The organism is Streptomyces sp. NPDC004667, from assembly GCF_040609475.1.
Lineage (GTDB): Bacteria > Actinomycetota > Actinomycetes > Streptomycetales > Streptomycetaceae > Streptomyces.
Genome location: NZ_JBEXKC010000033.1, coordinates 51,650 through 72,398, shown reverse-complemented (window position 1 = coordinate 72,398; position 20,749 = coordinate 51,650). Strand labels below are relative to the sequence as shown.

At 73.7% G+C, this 20,749-nt stretch carries 15 protein-coding genes, 3 tRNA genes and 1 pseudogene; 7 read left to right on the top strand and 12 right to left on the bottom strand.

Annotation, left to right across the window (positions count from 1 at the left end; genetic code table 11):
• Positions 1-23 precede the first annotated feature (23 nt).
• The 4 genes and pseudogenes from ABZW32_RS20240 to ABZW32_RS20225 all read left to right on the top strand — a co-directional run bounded on the left by ABZW32_RS20240 (position 24) and on the right by ABZW32_RS20225 (position 1,878).
• Positions 24-581, top strand: a complete 558-nt coding sequence (locus ABZW32_RS20240; protein ID WP_356217695.1) for an NAD(P)H-dependent oxidoreductase — start codon at positions 24-26, stop codon at positions 579-581.
• Between the two features lie 77 nt (positions 582-658).
• Positions 659-1,006 (top strand): hypothetical protein, encoded by a 348-nt coding sequence (locus ABZW32_RS20235; protein ID WP_266839198.1) that lies wholly within the window; start codon positions 659-661, stop codon positions 1,004-1,006.
• 204 nt (positions 1,007-1,210) lie between these two features.
• Positions 1,211-1,814: pseudogene (locus ABZW32_RS20230) on the top strand (bifunctional DNA primase/polymerase).
• A tRNA-Lys gene (locus ABZW32_RS20225) sits at positions 1,805-1,878 on the top strand. The pseudogene ABZW32_RS20230 and the gene ABZW32_RS20225 overlap by 10 nt, the downstream one beginning before the upstream one ends.
• A 60-nt stretch (positions 1,879-1,938) precedes the next feature.
• On the opposite strand, the gene ABZW32_RS20220 is transcribed toward ABZW32_RS20225, so the two are convergent.
• Positions 1,939-3,135 (bottom strand): M6 family metalloprotease domain-containing protein, encoded by a 1,197-nt coding sequence (locus ABZW32_RS20220; protein WP_356217693.1) that lies wholly within the window; start codon positions 3,133-3,135, stop codon positions 1,939-1,941.
• Between the two features lie 410 nt (positions 3,136-3,545).
• Between ABZW32_RS20220 and ABZW32_RS20215 the strand changes: the two genes are divergently transcribed.
• Positions 3,546-5,345: an EAL domain-containing protein gene (locus ABZW32_RS20215; RefSeq protein ID WP_356217691.1), complete on the top strand. Its 1,800-nt coding sequence runs from the start codon at positions 3,546-3,548 to the stop codon at positions 5,343-5,345.
• 266 nt (positions 5,346-5,611) lie between these two features.
• Here ABZW32_RS20215 and ABZW32_RS20210 read toward each other — a convergent pair whose 3' ends face one another.
• Together ABZW32_RS20210 and ABZW32_RS20205 are read right to left on the bottom strand one after the other, a co-directional pair.
• Entirely contained in the window at positions 5,612-7,321 is a 1,710-nt protein-coding gene (locus tag ABZW32_RS20210; protein WP_356217689.1) for a glycosyl hydrolase family 18 protein, read from the bottom strand.
• Positions 7,322-7,575: 254 nt separating this feature from the next.
• The gene (locus tag ABZW32_RS20205; protein ID WP_356217687.1) at positions 7,576-8,730 is read right to left on the bottom strand and encodes an LLM class flavin-dependent oxidoreductase; all 1,155 of its coding nucleotides are present in this window, start codon (positions 8,728-8,730) and stop codon (positions 7,576-7,578) included.
• A 229-nt stretch (positions 8,731-8,959) separates the two neighbouring features.
• Between ABZW32_RS20205 and ABZW32_RS20200 the strand changes: the two genes are divergently transcribed.
• Complete coding sequence (locus ABZW32_RS20200) at positions 8,960-9,718, top strand: IclR family transcriptional regulator C-terminal domain-containing protein (RefSeq protein ID WP_356217685.1); 759 nt, start codon at positions 8,960-8,962, stop codon at positions 9,716-9,718.
• A 74-nt stretch (positions 9,719-9,792) separates the two neighbouring features.
• On the opposite strand, the gene ABZW32_RS20195 is transcribed toward ABZW32_RS20200, so the two are convergent.
• The 5 genes from ABZW32_RS20195 to ABZW32_RS20175 all read right to left on the bottom strand — a co-directional run bounded on the left by ABZW32_RS20195 (position 9,793) and on the right by ABZW32_RS20175 (position 16,321).
• Positions 9,793-9,866, bottom strand: a tRNA-Lys gene (locus tag ABZW32_RS20195).
• A gap of 45 nt (positions 9,867-9,911) precedes the next feature.
• Positions 9,912-11,642 carry an AMP-binding protein gene (locus tag ABZW32_RS20190; protein ID WP_356217684.1) on the bottom strand — a complete coding sequence of 577 codons (1,731 nt, stop codon included), beginning with the start codon at positions 11,640-11,642 and terminating at the stop codon, positions 9,912-9,914.
• 26 nt (positions 11,643-11,668) lie between these two features.
• Positions 11,669-12,286, bottom strand: a complete 618-nt coding sequence (locus ABZW32_RS20185; RefSeq protein ID WP_356217682.1) for a lytic polysaccharide monooxygenase auxiliary activity family 9 protein — start codon at positions 12,284-12,286, stop codon at positions 11,669-11,671.
• Between the two features lie 166 nt (positions 12,287-12,452).
• Complete coding sequence (locus tag ABZW32_RS20180) at positions 12,453-14,981, bottom strand: SPFH domain-containing protein (protein ID WP_356217681.1); 2,529 nt, start codon at positions 14,979-14,981, stop codon at positions 12,453-12,455.
• An 11-nt stretch (positions 14,982-14,992) separates the two neighbouring features.
• Positions 14,993-16,321 (bottom strand): peptidoglycan-binding protein, encoded by a 1,329-nt coding sequence (locus tag ABZW32_RS20175; RefSeq protein ID WP_356217711.1) that lies wholly within the window; start codon positions 16,319-16,321, stop codon positions 14,993-14,995.
• 227 nt (positions 16,322-16,548) lie between these two features.
• On the opposite strand from ABZW32_RS20175, the gene ABZW32_RS20170 reads away from it, so the two are divergent.
• Positions 16,549-16,622, top strand: a tRNA-Lys gene (locus ABZW32_RS20170).
• Positions 16,623-16,691: 69 nt separating this feature from the next.
• Here the strand turns inward: ABZW32_RS20170 and ABZW32_RS20165 are convergent.
• From ABZW32_RS20165 to ABZW32_RS20150, 4 genes are all read right to left on the bottom strand, one after another.
• The gene (locus tag ABZW32_RS20165; protein WP_356217679.1) at positions 16,692-17,354 is read right to left on the bottom strand and encodes a class F sortase; all 663 of its coding nucleotides are present in this window, start codon (positions 17,352-17,354) and stop codon (positions 16,692-16,694) included.
• Positions 17,351-18,001, bottom strand: a complete 651-nt coding sequence (locus tag ABZW32_RS20160) for a hypothetical protein (protein ID WP_356217677.1) — start codon at positions 17,999-18,001, stop codon at positions 17,351-17,353. Before ABZW32_RS20160 ends, ABZW32_RS20165 begins: the two co-directional genes overlap by 4 nt.
• A 114-nt stretch (positions 18,002-18,115) precedes the next feature.
• Positions 18,116-18,895 carry an HAD-IIA family hydrolase gene (locus ABZW32_RS20155; RefSeq protein ID WP_030229401.1) on the bottom strand — a complete coding sequence of 260 codons (780 nt, stop codon included), beginning with the start codon at positions 18,893-18,895 and terminating at the stop codon, positions 18,116-18,118.
• A 132-nt stretch (positions 18,896-19,027) separates the two neighbouring features.
• Positions 19,028-20,614, bottom strand: coding sequence for an alkaline phosphatase family protein (locus ABZW32_RS20150; protein WP_356217675.1), 1,587 nt, complete (start codon positions 20,612-20,614; stop codon positions 19,028-19,030).
• Between the last annotated feature and the right edge of the window lie 135 nt (positions 20,615-20,749).

Genomic DNA, 20,749 nt, shown 5'->3' with positions numbered 1-20,749 from the left:
TCCACCCAACGGGAGTTCACACCATGACCCGCCTGCACGTCGTCTCCGCCGCCACCCGCCCCACCTCCAGCGGCCGCCCCCTCGCGCGCTGGGTCGCCGACGAGGCCCGCGCGCACGGCGGCTTCGAGGTCACCCCGGTGGACCTGGCGGAGATCGCGCTGCCGTTCCTGGACGAGCCGGAGTACGCCTCGACCGGGAACTACGCCCACGCGCACACCCGGGAGTGGAGCGCGCTCGTCGACTCCGCGGACGCGTTCGTGTTCGTGCTGCCGATGTACAACGGGTCCTTCACCGCCCCCTTCAAGAACGCCGTCGACTTCCTCTACCGCGAGTGGCAGGGCAAGGCGGTCGGCCTGGTCAGCTACAGCGCGGGCGCCTCGGGCGGCGCCCCGGCCGCCGAGATGCTGCTGCCGGTCCTGACCCGGCTCGGCATGCTGCCCGCCGGGCGCTCGGTCGCGGTCCCGGGCATCAACGCGCTGCTCGGCGCCGAGGGCTTCGAGCCCACGGAGGGGCTGGCCGGCGAGCTGGCGGGCGTCTTCGAGGACATCGCGGCCCTGGCCAAGGAGCCCGCCGCCGCCTGAACCGGCGGCACCCTTGCGCGACGCTGGACAATGGAGGGTGGCCCGGAGGATTTCGTACGCGCAGCAGGAGGACACGCATGTCAGAGCCCGAGCGGACCGAGCGGAGGCTGCGGCCGGCGCCGCTGCTCTTCGAGCCCTCGGAGGCCGCCACGGACCCGGAGCACTTCTTCGACCTGGAATCGATCGAGGACCCGCGTGAGCTGCTGGCCCGCGCCACCGAGCTGACCCTGGCCTTCCGGGCCGCGCAGGACAGAGCGGTGGAGTTCCAGGCCCTGGCGGCGGCCCAGCTGGCGGACCCGCGCCGCTTCGACCGGCTCTCGCCGCAGGCCATCGCCGAGGCGGCGGAGTGGACCGAGGACTACGCGCGCAAGATGATCGAGTTCGGCGAGGACCTCCAGCGCGGCGCCGGCCCCGACACGGCCTGAGCCCGCCCCCGCACCACCCCGCACCACCCGCCGCCGTACCCGGCGCCCCGCTTCCCGCGGGCGCCGGGCGCGCGGCGTTCCGGGCGGTGTCGCCGCGCGCCCCCTGGCATATGCGCGGCGCAACATACTCCACCCCCGCCCGCCCTGTCCCGGTTTTCGGTAACTCCCGGGAACGGGAAGGCTACGCCCGGTAGACCTTGGCATATGACGACCCTGACGACGGCCGCCGGCTGCCCCGCACTCGACGGCCTCGACGCGCGCACCGCGCCCGCCACCCAGGTCACCCCGCAGGGCGCCGCCTGGCTGGCCTCCGCCTCCGCCCACCCGGAGAACACCCTCGCGGCCTGGCAGGCCCGGCCCGCCGCGCCCGCGGTCCTGCCCTGCGGGACCGCGTTCGACGTCGTCAACGTTCCGCTCGTGGTGGGCCGCCGGATGCTCGACCTGCTGTGGGAGCGGGGGCCCGGCTCCGGGCCGGCCGCCGTGCACCGCGGCCGGATGCTGCTCTTCGCCGCCCCCGGGACCGCGCAGCGGCTGCCGGCCCTGCTCGCCTGGGAGGAGTGGAGCCCGGCCGCGGCGGCCCCGCTCTGCCACGGCCACGGGGACGCCGTCACCGTGCCCCCGCTGTCCACCGGTCCCGGCTCCGCCTCCGGGCCGTCGCGCTGGCTGGTGGCCCCCGATGCCCGGCGGCCCTGGCTTCCCGGGCCGGACTCCCTGCTCTGGGCGTTCCTGCACGCCGCCCGGCCCGGTATCGATTTTTCCTTCGGCCGGACCTGATGCTAATGTCTACCTCGTCAGCAAGCGCCGCTAGCTCAGTTGGTTAGAGCAGCTGACTCTTAATCAGCGGGTCCGGGGTTCGAGTCCCTGGCGGCGCACAGACGGAGGAAGACCCCCGCTCAGCAGAGCGGGGGTCTTCTTCGTCGTGTCCGCCGCCGTCAGGTCGTGATCTTCACCGTGTACGCGCCGGACTGCGTGCGGTCCGCGACCTCGATCGTGATCCGCTCGCCCGGCACCGTGAACGTCTCCCCGACCTCCAGCGGCGCGTCCGCCAGCGGCGGGTACACCGAGCGGTCCCAGCAGGCCTCCGTGCGCGGATGCCCGTCCAGCACCTCGATCGGGCCGCCTCCGGAGGCCGCCTCGTTGCGGACGCGGTAGACCAGGACGCCCTCCGTGCAGGTGTCCCCGTCGTTGCCGGAGGAGCCGCGGGCCTCGACGGCGATCGCGCTGCCCGGACCCGTACGGATCACCGCGAGCCTGGTCCCGCCCGTGCCGCCGCGCGGCGGGGCCTCCGAGAGCGGCTGGAGGGTGTGCAGGGAGGTGCCGGAGCGCACGCAGTCGACCTGGGAGGGGTCCAGCCAGCCCAGCTTCCACTTGTGCCAGCCGAACAGGTCGGGGGCCATGCCGAACTGGCTGCCCATGACGTCCCAGTCGCCGACGTAGGTGTCCCAGTCGCCCTTGCCGTCCGTCGGCCGGTGGTAGAGGTCGGGCAGGTCGAAGACGTGCCCGGTCTCGTGGGCCAGCACGTTGCGGTCGGGCGGGTGGTGCTCGAAGACGGTGACGATCCGCCGCAGCTCCACGCCGTCCGCGGTGATCGGGCGGTCGAAGTTCACGACCTTGGTGGCGTCGGAGTCCACACCGGGGGCGTTCGGGTCGGCGACGAAGTACACGACGTCGTACCGGGAGAAGTCGACCTGCGGATCGGCGGCGGCGACCGCGTCCCGCAGGTAGGCCGCCCGGTTCTCGGGGGCCCAGTCGCGCCGTATCCCGTAGGCGGCCGACGGCCGGGGCATCTGGACCCACCGCTCCTGCGGGTGCGGGACCAGGCGGAACCGGCCGTAGGAGGCCCGCTGGAAGAAGTCGCTCGTCGCCGGGAAGTAGTCGGAGGTCAGGTCCGCCGGGGTGACGGCGGGCCGGTGGTCGGGGAAGGAGAGGAAGACCAGCACCGCGTTGAGCTCGCGCTCGGGCTTGGGGTAGGCCCGGTTCCAGCTGTCCAGACCGAGGGAGTGGTGCGCGGCCGTGCGCGTCAGCGCGCAGGGCCCGCCGGCCCGGGAATCGGCCACCGCGGGACCCGCCACGAGCGACATCGCGGCGAGTGCCGTCAGGGAGGTGAGGGCGGCGGCCGTACTGCGCATGCGGGAGCGGTCCACTCCCCCGGGTGTCTGCTGTGGCGGCACATCGACCTCCGGTGGTGGATTCGTACCCTCTCATCCACCTTGAGGCGATTGTCTTACTAATGCCCTGTTCCGCTGCCCCACATGAGTGAGCAGTACGGCAAGTCGGTGACCCACCTACTTGACGCACCCGCCTACGGAACGTCACGTCCGATCACGTGAGATCAATGACGGCACTCACGCGCTCACAGGCGCGCAGAAACGATCACCCGGGCCTGCCTCGACGCTCCGTCAGCACACCGTCTGCGAGGCGTCATCATGCCGACGGGCCGCGCCCCGCACGGCGACGCCGCTGGATAGGGCCTCCCGGCAGCCTCTATGATCGGCACACTTTCCTGCACGGACACTCACGAACACTGCGGGAGCCAAGGGTGAGCGCAACCTCAGAAGGAACCGGTTCGGCGGCCGACAGCATCCGATCGTCCCTTACGGAGCGTCACCCCGCGGTGCCCGCCTCGCCGCGCGACTACCGGGCCGCCTTCGACGCGGCGCACCTCGCGATGGCCCTGGTCGGCCGCGACGGCGAGGTCATCGCCGCCAACCGCGCCCTCGCCGGGCTGCTGGGCGGCGAGCCGGACGAGCTCGCCGGGCAGCGCGCCGCCGACCTCGTGGACCTGGCGGCCGATGCCCGTACCTGGCAGGCCTACCAGGAGGTGCTGCGCGGGCGCCAGGCCCGGCTGCGCTGCACGCGCCGCCTCAAGCACCCCGACGGGCACTCGGTGTGGACCGAGGTCACGCTGGGCCCGGTGGCCGGCACCCCGGACGTCCTGCTGTCCGTCGCCGACATCAGCGACCGGCGCGACCTCCAGGCCCGCCTGCGCCACCTCCAGATGCACGACCCGGTGACCCGGCTGCCCAACCGGGCCCTGTTCTTCGAACGGCTCTCCGCCGCCCTGGAGTCCTCCTCGTACGAGCAGGGCGGCACCGGCCGGATCGGCCTGTGCTACCTCGACCTCGACGGGTTCAAGGCCGTCAACGACACCCTGGGCCACCGGGTCGGCGACCGGCTGCTGACCGCCGTCGCGGCCCGGCTGACCCAGTGCGCCGACCAGTACGGGTACGGGCGCACGGGCGGGCACCTCGTGGCCCGGCTCGGCGGCGACGAGTTCGCGCTGCTGGTCGAGGACTCCACCGGCACCGAGCAGCTCGTGGACCTGGCGCGGAGCGTACTGGCCGCCGTACAGGAGCCCTTCGACCTGGCCGGGCAGCGGCTGTCGGTGTCCGCGTCGATCGGCGTGGTCGAACGGAACGCGGCCGGCACCTCGGCGACGGGGCTGATGCAGGCGGCGGACACCACCCTGTACTGGGCGAAGGCGGACGGAAAGGCCCGCTGGACCCTCTTCGACCCGGAGCGCAACGCGCACCGCATGACCCGGCAGGCGCTGTCCTCGACGCTGCGGCCGGCCGTGGAGCGGGGCGAGTTCGAGCTGGAGTACCAGCCCCTGGTGGATCTGGAGAGCGGAGCCGTGCGCGGGGTGGAGGCCCTGGTCCGCTGGAACCACCCACAGTTCGGCACGCTGACGCCGAATCGGTTCATCGGGATCGCCGAAGAGGACGGCTCCATCGTCCAGTTGGGCCGGTGGGTGCTGGGCACGGCCTGCCGCCAGGCCCGGCGCTGGCAGATCGAGCAGCCCAGCGACGCGCCGGTGTTCGTCTCGGTCAACGTGGCCGTGCGCCAGGTGTGGGACTCCGACCTGGTCGGCGACGTGGCGGAGATCCTCGCCGAGACCGGGCTGGCCCCGCAGCTGCTCCAGCTGGAGCTGACCGAGTCGGCCGTGATGGGCTCCGCGGGACGGCCGCTCCAGGCCCTCCAGGCGCTGAGCGACATGGGCGTGCGGATCGCCATCGACGACTTCGGCACCGGGTACTCGAACCTGGCCTATCTGAGCAGGCTCCCGGTGTCGGTGCTGAAGCTGGACGGCTCCTTCGTACGGGGCTTCCGCTACGAGGAGGGCTCCCATCCGAACCCGGCCGACGAGACCATCGTGGAGGCCCTGGTCCAGCTCGCGCACCGGCTGGGCCTGACGGTGACGGCGGAGTGCGTGGAAACGGCCGGGCAGGCCGCCCGGCTGCGGCGCGTCGGCTGCGACACGGGCCAGGGCTGGCTGTACTCCCGGGCGGTGGCCCCGGAGCTGATCGCCGAGATGATCGGCACCCGCCCCGGAGCCTGAACCCGGTGCGGGGCGGCGGCGTTCGCAGCACATCCCCGATGGCCGGAAATCGGAGGAGCTGCGCCACTTCATCACGGTCGGCCAGTTCCAGGTCTGACCGGCCACGGCCCGCGGCGCGGCCACCCCTCCACGGGGCCGCCGCGCCGCGGCGTTCGCCGCCCGCGTCCCTGCGGGGCTTCCTCCGTGCCCCGTGGGCGCACCTCCGCCCCACACCCGGGGTACGGGGTGCGGGGCGGAGGTACCGCTCGGCGCGGGGTGGGGGGAGATCAGCAGGCGCCGAGGTCCTTCCAGACGCCCCACTGGCCCGTGGTGCCCGGCGTCTCGTTCTGCGTCCACCACTGGGCCTGCCACTTGCGGCCGTTGTACGAGACCTGGCTGCCGCCGGTGTAGACGGTGCCGGCGACGTAGGCCGGGACGGAACCGCAGCCGGTGCCCGGCGGGGTCGTCGGAGGCGTCGTCGGCGGGGTGGTCGGCGGGGTCGTGGGAGGCGTGGTGGGAGGCGTCGTCGGCGGGGTGGTCGGCGGCTGGGTGGTGCCGCCGAGGGCGTCCGAGATCTGGTTGAGCAGGGTGGTCTTGTCGTCCAGGCCGAGCAGGGAGTACATCATCGCGCCGGCCAGGCCGCGCTGCTTGCCGTAGTCGACCCGGGCCTGGACGGCCTTCTGGTTCAGGCCGGTGAAGAACTCGCCGTCCTTGTAGAAGTACGCGGCCTTGGCCTGGTCGTCCCAGAAGGTGGTCGCCGGGTTGTCGACGATCCCGCCGAGCTCCTTGTAGTTGGCGATGCCGGCCTGCTGGCTGGTGGGCCGGGCGCCGGAGGGACCGGTGGCGGTCTGCGCGAGGCCGTTGTTCGCCCCGGCGGGGACGCCCTTCCAGCCGCGGTAGTAGAACTCGTAGCCCAGGGTCAGCTTGTTCGCGGGGAAGCCGCCGGTGATGCCGTAGGCGGGGTTGCCGTCGATCCAGGAGTCGATGGCGTTGTCGATGCTGTACTTCTGGGTGCCCGGCGCGATCGGGTCGGTCGGGTCGCCCGCCGGGGAGTACAGCGGGGACTGGTGGTACGTCGGGCCGTCGCCGTCCCAGGCGCCGTGCATGTCGTACGTCATGATGTTCGCGTAGTCGAGGTACGCGCCGATCTTGTCCGTCTCGATGTACTTGATCTTGTCCTGGCCGGCCGGGAGCGCCGCCGTCAGCAGGTACTTCTTGCCGCCGTTGGCCTGCCCGTAGGCGTCGAGCTGGTCGCGGAACTCCTTGAGCAGCAACGTGAAGTTCTGCTTGTCCTCGGGGGCGTAGTGGTTGCCGAGGTGGCCGCCGGAGGAGCCGGGGTACTCCCAGTCGATGTCGATGCCGTCGAAGATCCCGGCCGCCGCGCCGGCGCCGCCGAAGCCGCCGTCGACCGGCAGGTTGCCCTTGATGTACTGGTCGATGCAGGAGGAGACCAGCTTCTTGCGGGAGGCGTCGGTCTTGGCCGCGTCGCTGAAGTACTTGGAGTACGTCCAGCCGCCGATCGAGATGTTGATCTTCAGGTGGGGGTACTTCGCCTTCAGCTGCTTGAACTGGTTGAAGACGCCCACGATCGGCTGGTCCCACTTGTCGGCGACGCCGCTGACGCTGTCGGCCGCGCTGAAGGACTTCTGGTAATCGGCGTACGAGTCGCCCGCGCCGTCACCGGCGTTGGGGTTGTTGTCGTCGCCCGCCGCCTTGTTCGCCTCGAAACAGGTGAGGTTGGTGGGGTGGATGTTGCCGAACGAGTAGTTGATCACGTCCAGCTTGCCCGCTATGCCCCGGGTGTCGAGGTGCTTGGGGTAGAAGGCGTTGCCGTACACGCTCCACTGGTCGTAGTAGGCGATCTTCACGCCGCCGCCGGTCGCGGCGGTGGAGGTGTCGGCCGCCTGGGCGGTGCCGAGTCCCGCGAAGGTGGCCAGCGCTCCGGCTGCCAGCGCGGCCGTGGCGGCGGCCGCGATGAGGGGTTTACGGATGTGCATGAACTGCCTCCGGGGGGTGGGAGGGGGGAGCATCGGCTTCAGGTGAGAGAAGTGATAGCGATCACCCCGCGCCCCAGTCAATGGTTTGGACCAAAGAAGGACTAGACCACTACGCGGACAAATCCGCTCGTCAGAGGGGTGAGGACACATCAAAAACCGCCCGCCACCCCGGGTGACGAGCGGTTTAAGGCTCCCTTAGGTCATGCTCCGGCAAGGTTTCGGCAACAAACCAGCCAAACCCCGTTCTCCCGCGCTCAAGCCGGAATCGACCCCGGCGCCGGCATCCCGTACGCATCTGCGACGAGCTCGTACGACCGCAGCCGGGCGTCCCCGCCGTGGGCGTTGGCGGTCAGCATCAGCTCGTCCGCGCCCGTCCGCTTCACCAGGGCGTCGAGCCCCGAGCGGACCTCGTCGGGGGTGCCGTGCACGATGTTGGACAGCCAGCCGTCCACGAACTCCCGCTCCAGCGGGGTGAAGGGGTACGCGGCCGCCTCCCCCGGCGTCGGCACGAGCCCGGGGCGGCCGCTGCGCAGCCGCAGCATCGACAGCGCGCCGGTCAGCACCTGGGCGCGGGCCTCCTCGGCGGTGTCGGCGGCGAGCGCCGAGACCCCGATGAGGGCGTACGGGGCGTCCAGCACCTCGGAGGGCCGGAAGCTCTGGCGGTAGAGGTCGAGGGCGGGCAGCGTCCCGGCGGCCGAGAAGTGGTGGGCGTACGCGAAGGGCAGGCCCAGCTCGCCGGCGAGGCGGGCGCTGAAGCCGGAGGAGCCGAGCAGCCAGACCGGCGGCCGGCCGGCGGGGCCCTGCACCGGGCCGGGCACGGCGTGCACCCGGGCGTACGGGTGGCCGTCGGGGAAGTCGTCGTCGAGGAAGCGGGTCAGCTCCGCGAGCCGGCGGGGGAAGTCGTCCGCGGCCTCGTCCGCCCGTCCGGGCCCGCGCAGCGCCGACGCCGTACGGGGGTCGGTGCCGGGCGCCCGGCCGAGCCCGAGGTCGACCCGGCCCGGGGCGAGGGCCTCCAGGGTGCCGAACTGCTCTGCCACCGCGAGCGGGGCGTGGTTGGGCAGCATGACCCCGCCGGAGCCGAGCCGGATCCGGGAGGTGTGGGCGGCGAGGTGGGCCAGGATCACGGCCGGGGAGGAACTGGCCACCCCGGGCATGGAGTGGTGCTCGGCGACCCAGTGGCGGTGGTAACCGCGGGATTCCGCGAGCCGGGAGATCTCCACGCTGGTGCGCAGGGACGCGGCGGCGGTGCTGCCGCTGCCGACGGTGACCAGGTCGAGCACCGACAGGGGCACCGGTGCCCCGCCGCGGATGGTCCCGCGGACCGGATCCGTGCCGCCCGCGGCCCCTGCGTCCGCCCCTGCGTCCGCCCCGCCGCCCGTCCCGCGGTCCGCATCCCCGGTGTCGCTCATCGTCGCTCCCGTCCCGTTCGATTCGTCCGTACGAAGAACTCGAACCGTCGGCACCCCGCGGGCATTCCCCGCACGGCGGGCCCGTGGCATGCCACGGGCATATGCCAGGCGAGTAGGGCCAGGCAGAGGGACCCGATCGAGCCGTCAATCTGCCCAACAGGCGCTCCGGAAGGGCCTCTTGGTGGCTATCGTGAAGAGGCAAGTGGTAACGACCTGGTAGGGGGAGACCGTGGCTCTGAAGCCCGAGCCGACCGCGCCGTTCCATTCGGTGCAGTACGCCCTGCGCGTGCTCGAAACGATCTCGCGGCACACCGGCGGTGTGACCGACGCGCAGCTCGCGCGCGAGACCGGCCTGCCCTCGGCCCATCTCGCCCCGATGCTGCTGATGCTGCGGCGCGAGGGTTACGTCCTCCAGGTCTCCGACGGCGCCTACGCCATAGGCGACTCCCTGGTGCTCCTCGGCTCCGGCGCCGACCGGCAGCAGGCGCTCCAGGAGAAGCTCCAGGACACCCTGGACCGGCTGCGCGATTCGGTCGGCGCGGCCGTCTACATCAGCCGTTACGTCGACGGCGAGGTCCGCATCACACAGTTCGCGGACAGCCCCCGCACCCCGAAGGTGCACGAGTGGGTCGACTTCCGCTCGGCGGCGCACGCCAGCGCGGTCGGCAAGTGCCTGCTCACCCAGCTCGACCAGGACGGGCGGCGCGACCACCTCTCCCGCCACAAGATCGCCCGGCTCACCTCGAAGACGATCGTGAACGAGCGGATCCTCTTCTCCAGGCTGGACAGCCAGCCCGCCACCGTGCCCGTCCTGGACCTGCAGGAGTACGCGGTGGGAACGGTCTGCGCGGCCGTTCCGATCACCGCCGGGTCCGCCGTGGGCTGCCTGGCCCTGTCGATGCCGGTCGAGCACGCCCACCGGCTGCGGGCCGCCGCCGAAACCCTGAACCGGAAGGCCGCGCCGCTGCTGCTGTCGCTCGCGCTGTGAGAACGGCACTGGAAAGTGCCGGGAAAACACTTCGGGCGGTTCCCGGTGAGACCGGAAACCGCCCGAAGTTCAGGTGCGCCGCCAGGGACTCGAACCCCGGACCCGCTGATTAAGAGTCAGCTGCTCTAACCAACTGAGCTAGCGGCGCCTGACAGAGAAAATACTACCCGCTCCCGGAGGGTGCTCCAAACCATCACCCCCGGTCCAGCAGCTCCCGGCGCCCCCGGTCCTCGTACGCCGCCAGCAGCGCGGCCAGGGACTCCGCGTCGAGCGGGCGGTAGCCGGCGCCGGTACGGTGCCAGACGGGGGCGGGGCGGGAGGCGTCCGCGGGCGGGGGCAGGAAGCCGGCCCGGCGCAGGGCGACCCGGTGGATCTTGTTCGTGGCGGTGACGGGCAGGGCGTCGAGGAGCCTCAGGTAGCGCGGGGCCATCTTGGTGCCGAGGTCCGGCTGGGCGGCGAGGAAGGCCGCGAAGGCGTCCGGGTCGAAGGAGGCCCCCTCGCGCAGGGCCAGGGCGGCCATGACCTGGTCCCCGGCGACCTCGTCCGGGACGGCGTACACGGCGACGGCCGCCGCCGCGTCCCAGCGGGCCAGGATGTTCTCGATCACCGCGGCGGCCAGGTTCTCGCTGTCGACCCGCAGCCGGTCGTCGGTGCGGCCGGCGAAGTAGAGGAAGCCGTCGGGGTCCCGGAAGAAGAGGTCGCCGGTCCAGTACCAGCCGTCGCGGGTGCGGGCGGCCTCGGCGGCCGGATTGCGCCAGTAGCCCTCGAAGAGGCTGCGGCCGCGGTTGACCAGCTCGCCGATGGCCTCGGCGCCGTTGGTCAGGCGGCCGTCGGCGTCGAGGACGGCGGCGGGGCATTCGAGGCCGGTCTCCGGGTCGATCACGGCGAGGTCGTCCCCGGCACCGGCCCGGCCGAGCGCGCCCCGCGGGGTGTCGGGGGTCCGCTGGACGGAGGCGCCGCCCTCGGTGGCCCCGTAGCCCTCCACCAGGCGGACCCCGAAGCGTTCGGCGAAGCGCGCCGCGTCCACCGCTCCGGCCTCGGTGCCGAAGCCGAGGCGCAGGGGGTGCTCGCGGTCGTCGGGGCGGGGGGCGGTGGCCAGGAGGTACTGGACGGCCCGGCCGACGTAGGTGAAGTAGGTGGCTCCGTAGGCGCGGACGTCGTCCAGGAAGGCGGAGGCCGAGAAGCGGGGGCGCAGGGCGACGGCGGCCCCGCCGCAGAGTGCGGGGAGCCAGTCGGCGATGACGGCGTTGCCGTGGAAGAGCGGCATGCAGACGTAGTGGACGTCGTCCGGGCCCACCCGCAAGGAGCGGGCCAGGGAGTGGCCGGCGGCGGCGAGCCGGCCCTGGCTGCATATCGCGGCCTTGGGGGCGCCGGTGGAGCCGGAGGTGAAGTAGAGGAGCAGTCGGCTGCCGGGGCCGGGCGGGCGGACGGTCGCCCCGCCGGGTCGGGCGTCCGCGTACGGGGCGAGCAGGGCCGCGTAGGACTCGGTGCCGGTGACCAGGATCCGTACGCCGGGCAGGTCGAGGCCGCGCAGCAGCGGCAGGTGGGCGGGCTCGGTGACCAGGATCCGGCAGTCGGTGTGCAGGATGTCGCGGGCCAGCTCCGGGCCGCGCCGGGTGGGGTTGATCCCGGCGACGGCGGCCCCGGCGAGGGCCGCCGCGCCGAGCCAGAAGGGGAACTCGGGGGTGTTGTCGAGCAGCACCCCCACGTGCGGCTCCGCCCCCGGCGGCAGCAGGTCGACGAGGAGCGCGGCGCGGGCGGCGGCCTCCCGTGCGTACCGGTGGCGGCTGAGGACGGCGGGCCGGACGCCGCGGGCCGCGTCCGCCCCGTACATCAGCCCGGTCCGGGGGTCGCCCCAGTGGCGCGCGATGAGCTCCGCGACGGTCTCGGGCGCCTCGGCGTCGGGTGCAGTCGTCGTCCGCATGCCGCCGGAGGTTAGCTGACGTTACGTCAGAACTGAACGTCGGAGCAGGAGTAGAAGGCCATCGGGGTGTCGTTGACGGTCCAGACGGCGAGGATCATGTGCCGTCCGCTCTTGCCGGCGGGCATGGTGCCGCGGTGGATGGTCGTCATGTCCGGGCGGCCGCCGTTGTAGGGCACGACGAGGAAGGGCTGGGGGTCGAGCGAGGCCCGGGTCAGCGGCTTGGTGGGGTCCCAGCCGTTCTTGGTGACGTAGTACTTGAAGTCGGTCGTGGAGTGGTTCGCGGTGAACTGCCAGCGGAAGTCGAAGCTCTGGCCGGAGGTGACGCCGGTGGCGGGCCACTTGCCCCCGCGCGGGTCGTCGAGCTGCGCGAACTCGCTGTGGCCGCCGGAACATATCTGGCCGTCGGCCGGGCCGGCCGCCGGGAAGCCCTTGTAGCCCTCGACGCTCTGGGGCTCCCACTGGATGGGGCCGCAGTCCGCGACGGTCTTGTTGGCGCAGAGCTTCTGGCGGCTGATGGGGGTGTCGGTGTAGCCGTGGCCGCTCGCGGAGGGGGCGCTCAGCAGGGTGACGGTGGCGAGCAGACCGACGCCGAGGGCGGCGGCGCCGGCCCGGCGGGGCCGGGCGGGCATGCGGAAGGAACGCATGGTGCTCCTTGGACGTGGGGGGACGGGGAGGGGAGCCGTGCGCGCGTGGGGATGACTCCAGGTCTAGACCAAGTCCCACAGTATTGACGGGAGTTGGCCATGTCTATACCAATGAGAAAACGGGTGGTCCGGTCACAACCGGCCACCCGTTTCCCCGTCACGCGTGTTACTGGTCACCACGCCCGGTGTAGAAGGCGACGGTGAGGTCCTTCACCAGAGCCTTGCGCTCGTAGTCGTCGAGCTCGACGATCCCGCGCGAGGTGAGGCGGTGGACGGTGTCGTCCACGGCGTCGACGACCGCGGTCAGGACGGTGTCCCGGTGCCTGGCGTCGATCGCGGCGACCCGGCGCCGCCGCATCGCCTCCGCGACCTCCGGGGCGTACTCGATCCGGGTGGGCTGCGCCGAGAACACCTCGATCCCGACGGCCTCGGTCTCGGCCGCCAGCATCCGGGTCAGCGCGTCGCCGACGGCCTCGGCGTCGCGCAGGGTCGGGGCGTCCTCGTGGAAGGCGTCGGCGGGGAGCTGGGACAGCACCCGGGCCATGGCCGACTCGACCTGCTCGGCGAGGTAGTCGGTGTGGTCCTCGACGGCGAGGGTCGCCCGGGCGGTGTCCTTGACCTGCCAGACGACCTGGACGACCACCTGGAGGGCGAGGCCGCCGGAGTCGACGGCCGGCATGGGCTCGCTGCGCCAGTGCCGCAGGCGCACGTCGACCCGCTGGCGCAGCAGGAGCGGACTGATCCAGGTCAGGCCGGTACGCCGGACCGTGCCGCGGTAGCGCCCGAAGAGGGTGAGCACCCAGGCGTGGCCGGCCCGGGCGCGGCCGAGGCCGCCGAGGGCGAGGAGGGCGACGATCCCGAGGAGGGCGAGCGGGGGCCAGTGCGCGGCGTGGAGTCCGCGGTAGGCGCGGGGGGCCGCGCCGAACGCGGCCACCAGCGGGGCGGGGACGACCCCGGCCCGCCAGAGCACGGCCGTGCAGCCCGCGAGGGCGAGCCCGCCGGTGATCACGGCGATCCAGCCGGGCAGCACGGGGCCGCGGTGCTCGCGGAGCCGGTCGTCGCCGCGGGGTACGCGGCGCCCGGCGGTGGGGCGCGCGGCCGGGCGGCGGGGGGTCGCCGAGCGGGGGTCCCGCGGGGGCTCGGGGGGACGGTGGTGCGCGCGGAAGGGGAGGTGGACGGGGACGTCGGTGACGGCGGTGCCGTGCGGGGGGCGCAGGAGCGGGATGTCCAGCGTGTCCCCCTCCCCTCTCGCGCCCCGGTCGCCCTGGGTCTCGTCCATGCCGCGGGCGACGGCCCGGGCGACGATCTCGGCGACGCCGGGGCCGGGGACACCGGTTCCCTGCGGGGCGGGGTGCGGGATCCCGGGGGCGGGTTCGGGCGCGGGGTCCCGGGTCGCCGTCGTGGCCGCGGTCGCCGTCGGGGCACCGGTTGCGGTCCCGGCTCCGGCCTCGGATGCGGCCCCGGTTACGGCCCCGGCTTCGTTCCCCGTTTCGTTCCCGGTCTCCGCCTCGGCGCGGGCCGCCGGTACGTCGCCCCGCGCGGGCGGCCACCCGGCGTCGACCCACCGGCCCTGCCGGGGGGCGGACCCGTCGGCGTGGCCCGCCGCCGGAACCTGGTACGGCTCCGGGTCGGCCGGGTGGGGCGGGTACGGCTGCCGGCCCGCCGGGTGCCCGGCGTACGGCTCCGCCACCGGGTCGGCCGCCCGGAGGGGGCGGACCACCGCCACGGCTTCCGGTTCCGCCGGGTGCGCGGCCCGGAGCGCGGGCTCGGCGTCGGCCGGGTGCGCGGGCCGTACGGGGTGCGGCTCCTCCGGGCCGGCCGGGCGGCCCACCACCGGCTCGGGGCCGGCGGCCCGGGCGGAAGGCGGGTCGGCGGGGTGGGTGTGGCGGCCCGCCGGTACAGCCACGGGCCCCGACGGGACCGCGTCGGCCGGTCGCGCGGACCACGCGGGGTACGGCCCCTCGGCCCCGGCCGGCCGGGCCGGCGCCACCGGCCCGGGATCGGCCGCCGGGGCCGAGCGGGGCGGTGCGACGGGCTCCGGCCGCGCCGGGTGCCCGGCCCGGAACACCGGCTCGGGGGCGGAGGGGAACGCCGGCCGGGCGGAGTGCGGCTCCTCCGGGCCGGCCGGGCGGCCCACCACCACGGCCTCGGGGGTGACCCACCGGCCGGGGTGCCCCGCCGCCACCGGTTCGGGCCCGGCGGCCGGTGTCGGCGCGGCCGGGTAAGGGGCGCCGGCCGGGGAGGCCTCCCGTGCGGAGCGGGCGGACGCGGCGGCGGCAACGGACGGGTGCGAGGCCGGCGGCGGCCCGGGGGCGACGGCCGGGACGGGGTGGGCGTCGGGGAACGTCGGCTCCGGGCGCACGGCCGGGGCCGGGGTCGCGGCCGGGGTCAGGGTCGGGGTCGCGGCCGGGACCGGGCGGGACGTCGGCTCCGGGTTGGCCGCCGGGGCCGGGCACGCCACCGGGGCCGGGTGGGTCGCCGGGGTCGGCCGGAGGGTCGGCTCGGGGTTGGTCGGGGGCGTCGGGGGCGTCGGGCCCGCCGTCCGCGGGCCCGGCGTCGGCTCGGCGCCGGCGGGGCGCTGCGGCTCCACGGCCGGGGTGGAGCCCCAGGTCCGGTGGGTGGCGGCCACGGGCGTGGGGCGGCGCGACGAGGGGTGGAAGGTGCCCGTCGTGAACGTGGTGCGCGTGGGGTACATCGTTGCCTCCGTCATGCGAACAGCCGGCGCCAGGTTTCCGGGCCCGGGTAGCCGTCGGCCGAGGCGCCGCGCCAGCCCTGGGCGCGCTGGAAGGCCTCGACGTTGCGGCGGTCGGCCTCGCTCCAGCGGGGCCCGGGGCCGGACGTGTAGTACTTGCCGAAGCCCTTCTCCCTCAGCCGGCGGCCCAGGGCGGTGATCGCCTCATGGGACTGCCCCGGCCGGAAGAACGCGGCCCCCGGGTACGCGGGCACCCCGGCGGGACCCGGTCGGCCGGCCCGCGTGGGCGGGATGTCCTTGCCCTGCCGCTGCACCAGCAGCCGCCAGGTGTGCTCGCCCGGGATGCCGTCGGCGTCGGCGCCCGTCCAGCCCTGCGCCTGCTGGAAGGCCTGGGTGGCCAGCCGGTCGGCATCGCTCCACTTGGTACTGGCGCCCTTGGGGTAGAAGCGCAGGCCGCCGCGCCCGATCAGCATCTTGCCGAGTTCGGCCACGTGCGCGTTGTCGGCCCCGGGCCCGAACTTCGCGGCGCCCGGGAAGGCGGTGGCGCCCGGCTGGTTGGGGGCCGGCGCGGGCTCTTCCGGGCCGATGCCGCCCGTCACTCCGTTGAACCGGTACGGCAGGTACTTCTCGGAGTTCTTCCAGTACCCGTACGGCGTGGGCTGCTTCCGCGTCGTCGGGCGGGTCTGCTCGTAGGCGACGTAGTGCGTGCGCGTCTCGTCGACCCAGCCGCCGAAGAGGACCACGTGCGAGCCGTTGTTCGGGTCCGCCGGGTTGTGGAAGAGCAGCATGTCGCCCGGCAGCAGCTCCTCCTTCGTGATCCTGGTGGCGAAGGTGTCGAGGCTGCCGGTCCACTCGTTCGTACCGAGGTTCCAGGCCATGGAGACGTAGCCCGAGCAGTCCTGCCGGTAGCCGTCCGTCCAGTACTCGGACATGCTGTAGGGGACCTTCGCGTCCAGCCACAGCTTCGCCCGGTTGATGATCGTCGTGCGGTCGATGCGCCGTACCAGAGCGGGAGCGCCGGGCCGGCCGGCGGGATGTCCGGCCGCGGGACGCCCGTGCAGCGGGGCCCGGCCGCCCTGCGGGCTGTCCGAACCGTCCAGGGCCACCGGCCCGGGGCCGGGCAGCGGCTTGCCCACGGCCGACGCCGCCGCCCCGCCACCGCCGAGGACCACACCGGCGGCGGTGGCCAGGACCAGCGCCCGGCGGGCTCCGCGTACGGCGGGGTGGCCGCCGTCGCGGCGCCCTATGGCCCGCCCGCGCGCGAGGGCGCGGCGCCGCTGCGCGCACCCCGGGCACACGCAGTCGCCCGCGGGCTCGTACTCCTCGAACGCCGGCACCGGCATCGCCGTCGGCATCGGCACATGCACCGGAGGCTGCATCGTCATGCGGTTCCGTCCGCTCCCGTAGTCGTCCAGTGGTCGACCGCACACGTATCTGGCGGGACGTCAGATTCGGCTCGGCCAGACATATCGTGCACGATAAACACCCCAAACATGGGTTAATCGGACAACGCGGGCGCGGCTGGTCACGAACACCTCCGCAGGTGGGGTAGAGTTTCACCTGTCACCAAGCGCCGCTAGCTCAGTTGGTTAGAGCAGCTGACTCTTAATCAGCGGGTCCGGGGTTCGAGTCCCTGGCGGCGCACAGACGAGAAGAAGTCCCCCGCGGCGCAAGCCGCGGGGGACTTCTTCGTTCGCGTCGGCACGCCGAGCGCTAGGCCGGTGCGGTCGGCTTGGTTCCGGCGCCCGTCAGGTAGGCGGAGACCACCACGTTCGCGGAGTACTGCCGGGCCGCCTTGTCGTAGGTGCCGCCGCAGGTGACCAGACGCAGTTCGGCGCGGCCCTCGACCCGCGGCCCGTACGCCTTGTGCGGGTCGAAGCCCGCGCGCTCGTAGACCCGTACGTCCTCCACGGTGAACTCCGCGATCGTGCCGTCCGCCCGGGTCACGCGGATCTTCTCCCCCGGCCGCAGGGTGCTCAGGCCGAAGAACACCGCGGGCTTGGACCTGGTGTCCACGTGCCCCACCATCAGCGCGGCCCCGGCCGCCCCGGGTGCGGGGCCCGCGCCCCACCAGCCGACCGTGCCGGGCAGCTCGTACGGCGGCGGGTCGACGGCCCCGTCGGCGTCCAGGCCCCGCGCGATCACCGGGGCCTGGACGCCGATGAACGGTACGTCGATCCGTGCGGGCATCGCCGCCGAGAGCGGGGCCCGCGGGGCCGGCAGGCCCGGACCCACCGGCCCGCCGGCCCCGCCGGGGGCGGCGGCGGGCGGGACCCCGGTGATCTCCTTGCCCCACACCCACAGCACGAGGATCAGCACCGACCAGGCGGCGAAGGTCAGCAGCCGGCCCCCCGGGGAGGCCTTGGCCTCGCTCATTCGCCGTTGCGGCGGCGGCGCAGGGCCAGGGCCCGACCGGCGACCGCCAGGCTGGCGGCCGCGGCCAGCACGGCGCCGATCACGGTCTGCGACAGTCCGGGCCCGTCCCCGCCGTGGCTCTTCTTGGTGGCCGCGGCGAGCCGGGTGGTCTCGGCGACCTGGGCGGCCATCCCACCGCCGCCCGCGTGGACGGGCCAGACCGGCGAGTGGTGGGGGTCGGGACGGTGGTCGCGCTCGCGGATCTGGATGGAGCCGCGCAGTCCGTCGTCGCGACCGCCGTCCCGGCCCCCGTCACGGCCGTCGCCGTCACGGCCGTCGCGGCCCGCGCACTTCACCTTGATCTCGTGCCAGCCGGGCCGCGCGTGCGAGCTGATCATCGTCTCGCCGTACAGCGCGCGGCGGTCGTCGCGGCCCCCCGTCAGGTGGGCCTCGGAGACGAAGACCGGGGAGAGGGCGATCGCCCGGTCGCCGTCACAGCCACGGACGCGGATCTTGACCTGCGTCCCCGGTTCGGCCGGATTCGGGTCCGCCGAGACGCCGCCGCGGTCCCACTCGTTCGCGAGCGCGGCGGGGACGGTCACGGCGGTGCTCGCCGTCAGGACGACGGCCACCCCGGCGACACGGAGTGCGATCAGAGAACTGCGCATGGTGAACCTCCTCGACAAGGAGATTCACGCGCGACGCGCCGCTCCGCATCCGGAGCGGCGCTCTCTTGGCCCGTATGTGTCAGCCGTTCGCACCAACGGACCGCCCGGCGGGCCCTAGACCAGGTCCACCAGGTCGGCGATGGAGTTCACCGTCTTCGTCGGGCGGTACGGGAACTTCTCGGTGTCCTCGACCGAGGTCAGGCCGGTCAGCACGAGGAAGGTCTGCATGCCCGCCTCCAGCCCGGCCAGGACGTCGGTGTCCATCCGGTCGCCGATCATCGCGCTGCTCTCGGAGTGCGCGCCGATGGCGTTCAGGCCCGTGCGCATCATCAGGGGGTTGGGCTTGCCCGCGAAGTACGGCTGCTTGCCGGTCGCCTTGGTGATCAGCGCGGCGACCGCGCCCGTGGCCGGGAGCGGGCCCTCGGTGGAGGGGCCGGTCTCGTCGGGGTTGGTGCAGATGAAGCGGGCGCCGGCGTTGATCAGCCGGACGGCCTTGGTCATGGCCTCGAAGCTGTACGTGCGGGTCTCGCCGAGGACCACGTAGTCGGGCTGGTGGTCGGTGAGGATGTAGCCGATGTCGTGCAGCGCGGTGGTCAGGCCCGCCTCGCCGATGACGTACGCCGTACCGCCCGGCCGCTGGTCGTCGAGGAACTTGGCGGTGGCCAGCGCCGAGGTCCAGATGTTCTCGACGGGCACGTCCAGACCCATGCGGCTCAGCCGGGCCTGGAGGTCGCGCGGGGTGTAGATGGAGTTGTTGGTCAGCACCAGGAAGGGCTTGCCCGACTCGCGCAGCCGCTTGATGAAGGCATCCGCGCCGGGGATCGGGGTGCCCTCGTGGATGAGGACCCCGTCCATGTCGGTGAGCCAGGATTCGATCGGCTTGCGCTCTGCCACGGGACTGTTCTCCGCTCTGCGGGGCCTCTGACCTCGGGGGCCTCTGGTCTGTACCACCCTAGCGGCCGGGGGCCGTGGACGCGGAGGGCGTCCACGGCCCGGACGGCCGTCCCGCGGCGCGGGCCGGGCGGGTCAGCCCAGGGTGACGTCGTCGACGGTCCAGAACCAGTTGTTGGTGCCGCTGTAGCGGAAGCGGACCTGGACGTCGGTGGCGCCGGCCGGGACCTGGAGGGCGATGGACTCGCCCTTGGCCACGGCGTCGGCGGTGTAGTTCTTCACGACGGTCGCGGCGCCGCCGTTGTAGGAGACCAGGACCTGCGCGGTCTGGCCGGCCTCGTGACGGTAGTGCGTCTGGAAGGCGAGGGTGCGCGTGGTGCCGCCGGTGACCGCCCACTTGGGGGTGACGAGGGTGGAGTCGAAGGTGCCGGTGTGGCTCTTGTCGTCCCACTCGTCGGAGTCGGCGACGGCGAAGACGTCACGGGAGCGGACGTTCAGCTCGCGCCACTGGTCGCGCTGCGACTGGCTCCAGAACTCGTCGGTGGCGAAGGCCCATCCGGCCCACTCGGTGACACCGCCGGTGCCCATCTTCGAGTTGTCGATCGACCAGCCGGCGGGCGGGGTGTGCGTGAAGCCCTTGGTGGTGGCCGGGATGCCGGTCTCGTCCACGCGGGCCTGGAGGTTCGGGCGCAGGGTGTCGAAGGGGTCGTTGCCGGGGGTCGTCAGTGGGACGCCGTCGGTCCCGGCGGCGCTGACCCCGACCTGGGCGAGCGCGGTGGCGGCGACGTCGACGAGCTTGACGTCGGTGCGGACCGAACCGGCGGGGATCCCGGCGCCCTTGGCGATGACGAAGGTGCCGCGTTCCTGGATCGTGGAGCCGCCGTGGCCGCCCGCGTCGGTGTGGCCGTGGTCGGTGGTGACCAGGACCTTCCAGTTCTCCTGGGCGTAGGTCGGGCGGTTCTGGACGGCGGTGAGGAGCTTGCCGACCAGGGCGTCCACGCGGCCGATGGCGTTCAGGTACTCCTGGCTGGCGGCGCCGGAGGTGTGGCCCGCGTGGTCGATCTCGCCGAGGTAGACGAAGGCGGCGTCCGGGTTCTGGTTCTGGAGCTCGGCGGCGGCAGCGGCAGCGATCTTCGGGTCCTCGCTGCCGTAGCCGTCGCGGTCTCCCTTGAGGCTGAGGCGCTTGTCGACCTTGGCGGAGAAGATCGGGCCGTTCTGGTCGGTTGAGGTGATGGGTTCCCAGTCGGCGGCGGCGTAGGTGTTGAGCGCCGGCTTGGCGTTCTCGATGCGGGTCAGGAAGTCCGGGTAGGCGCCGTAGTTCTTGCCGGTGAAGGAGTTGTCCTTGACGCCGTGCTTGTCGGGCCAGACGCCGGTGGCGATGGTGGACCAGCCGGGGCCGGAGGAGGTGGCGGCCATCGGGCTCGCGTAGAGGGTGCTGCGGGCGGTGAGGCCCTGGGCCATCAGCCCTTGCAGGTTGGGGGCGTTGGCGGCCTTGACGCGGTCGAGGACCGTGCCGTCGATGCCGATCACGAGCACCTTGTCGGTGGTGGCGGCGGCCTTGGGGGCTGCGGCGGCGTCGGCGGCGGCGGCCTCGGCCGCGGCCCTGGGGGTGGCGGGGGGCTGGGGGGCGGCGAGGGCGGTGGTGGCGCCGAGTGCGGTGGCGAGCAGGGCCGTGGCGGTGGCGGCCACGGCGAGGGTCCGTCCGGACAGGACAGGGGACACGTACTCCTCCAGGAGCAAGTGGGCAGACGGGGGCGCGGAGCGTGGCGCGGGGCGGTGCGGTGGCGTTGCGCGGCGCGGCGGTGACGGGTGGTGCGGTGTGCCGCGCGGTGCGGTGCGCAGGTCGCGGTGGTGCGT

What these genes read in the sequence shown, in the direction of transcription:
- ABZW32_RS20175 (WP_356217711.1), bottom strand. Translation starts at nt 16,321, where the DNA reads ATGCCGGTGCCGGCGTTCGAGGAGTACGAGCCCGCGGGCGACTGCGTG.
- ABZW32_RS20205 (WP_356217687.1), bottom strand. Translation starts at nt 8,730, where the DNA reads ATGAGCGACACCGGGGATGCGGACCGCGGGACGGGCGGCGGGGCGGAC.
- ABZW32_RS20235 (WP_266839198.1), top strand. Translation starts at nt 659, where the DNA reads ATGTCAGAGCCCGAGCGGACCGAGCGGAGGCTGCGGCCGGCGCCGCTG.
- ABZW32_RS20180 (WP_356217681.1), bottom strand. Translation starts at nt 14,981, where the DNA reads ATGTACCCCACGCGCACCACGTTCACGACGGGCACCTTCCACCCCTCG.
- ABZW32_RS20185 (WP_356217682.1), bottom strand. Translation starts at nt 12,286, where the DNA reads ATGCGTTCCTTCCGCATGCCCGCCCGGCCCCGCCGGGCCGGCGCCGCC.
- ABZW32_RS20240 (WP_356217695.1), top strand. Translation starts at nt 24, where the DNA reads ATGACCCGCCTGCACGTCGTCTCCGCCGCCACCCGCCCCACCTCCAGC.
- ABZW32_RS20160 (WP_356217677.1), bottom strand. Translation starts at nt 18,001, where the DNA reads ATGCGCAGTTCTCTGATCGCACTCCGTGTCGCCGGGGTGGCCGTCGTC.
- ABZW32_RS20190 (WP_356217684.1), bottom strand. Translation starts at nt 11,642, where the DNA reads ATGCGGACGACGACTGCACCCGACGCCGAGGCGCCCGAGACCGTCGCG.
- ABZW32_RS20220 (WP_356217693.1), bottom strand. Translation starts at nt 3,135, where the DNA reads ATGCGCAGTACGGCCGCCGCCCTCACCTCCCTGACGGCACTCGCCGCG.
- ABZW32_RS20210 (WP_356217689.1), bottom strand. Translation starts at nt 7,321, where the DNA reads ATGCACATCCGTAAACCCCTCATCGCGGCCGCCGCCACGGCCGCGCTG.
- ABZW32_RS20165 (WP_356217679.1), bottom strand. Translation starts at nt 17,354, where the DNA reads ATGAGCGAGGCCAAGGCCTCCCCGGGGGGCCGGCTGCTGACCTTCGCC.